The organism is Janthinobacterium sp. GW823-FHT06H09, assembly GCF_058794735.1.
Genome location: NZ_JBXAHC010000037.1, coordinates 1 through 1,406, shown reverse-complemented (window position 1 = coordinate 1,406; position 1,406 = coordinate 1). Strand labels below are relative to the sequence as shown.

Annotated in this window: 1 rRNA gene; it reads right to left on the bottom strand. The window is 51.3% G+C overall.

The window, feature by feature from the left end:
- Positions 1-56: 56 nt before the first annotated feature.
- Positions 57-1,406: ribosomal RNA gene (locus AC1Q6X_RS27765) — 23S ribosomal RNA — on the bottom strand; the annotation flags it as partial.

The window sequence follows — 1,406 nt, the reverse complement described above, 5'->3', positions numbered from 1 at the left end:
GTATCAACACACACGCAACGTTGTACCGTCTTATCCTCTGTACCTGCTAAGGTTATAGGGACAAGCCGTACGGGCAATTAGTACTGGTTAGCTTAATGCATTACTGCACTTCCACACCCAGCCTATCAACGTCCTGGTCTCGAACGACCCTTCAAAGAGCTCAAGGCTCTGGGAAATCTCATCTCAAGGCAAGTTTCCCGCTTAGATGCTTTCAGCGGTTATCTCTTCCGAACTTAGCTACCCGGCAATGCCACTGGCGTGACAACCGGTACACCAGAGGTTCGTCCACTCCGGTCCTCTCGTACTAGGAGCAGCCCCCTTCAAATTTCCAACGCCCACGGCAGATAGGGACCAAACTGTCTCACGACGTTTTAAACCCAGCTCACGTACCACTTTAAATGGCGAACAGCCATACCCTTGGGACCGGCTACAGCCCCAGGATGTGATGAGCCGACATCGAGGTGCCAAACTCCCCCGTCGATATGAACTCTTGGGAGGAATCAGCCTGTTATCCCCAGAGTACCTTTTATCCGTTGAGCGATGGCCCTTCCATACAGAACCACCGGATCACTATGTCCTACTTTCGTACCTGCTCGACTTGTCAGTCTCGCAGTTAAGCACGCTTATGCCATTGCACTATCAACACGATGTCCGACCGTATCTAGCGTACCTTCGAACTCCTCCGTTACACTTTAGGAGGAGACCGCCCCAGTCAAACTGCCTACCATGCACTGTCCCCGATCCGGATAACGGACCAAGGTTAGAACCTCAAACAAACCAGGGTGGTATTTCAAGGTTGGCTCCACGAGAACTAGCGTCCCCGCTTCAAAGCCTCCCACCTATCCTACACAGATTGGTTCAAAGTCCAATGCAAAGCTACAGTAAAGGTTCATGGGGTCTTTCCGTCTAGCCGCGGGTAGATTGCATCATCACAAACATTTCAACTTCGCTGAGTCTCGGGAGGAGACAGTGTGGCCATCGTTACGCCATTCGTGCAGGTCGGAACTTACCCGACAAGGAATTTCGCTACCTTAGGACCGTTATAGTTACGGCCGCCGTTTACTGGGACTTCAATCAAGAGCTTGCACCCCATCATTTAATCTTCCAGCACCGGGCAGGCGTCACACCCTATACGTCCACTTTCGTGTTTGCAGAGTGCTGTGTTTTTATTAAACAGTCGCAGCCACCAGTTTATTGCAACCCTTTCACCCTCATGGAGTAAACCAATCAAGCTACCGGGGCGTACCTTTTCCCGAAGTTACGGTACCAATTTGCCGAGTTCCTTCTCCCGAGTTCTCTCAAGCGCCTTAGAATACTCATCTCGCCCACCTGTGTCGGTTTGCGGTACGGTCTCGTATGACTGAAGCTTAGAGGCTTTTCTTGGAACCACTTCCGATTGCTTCGTG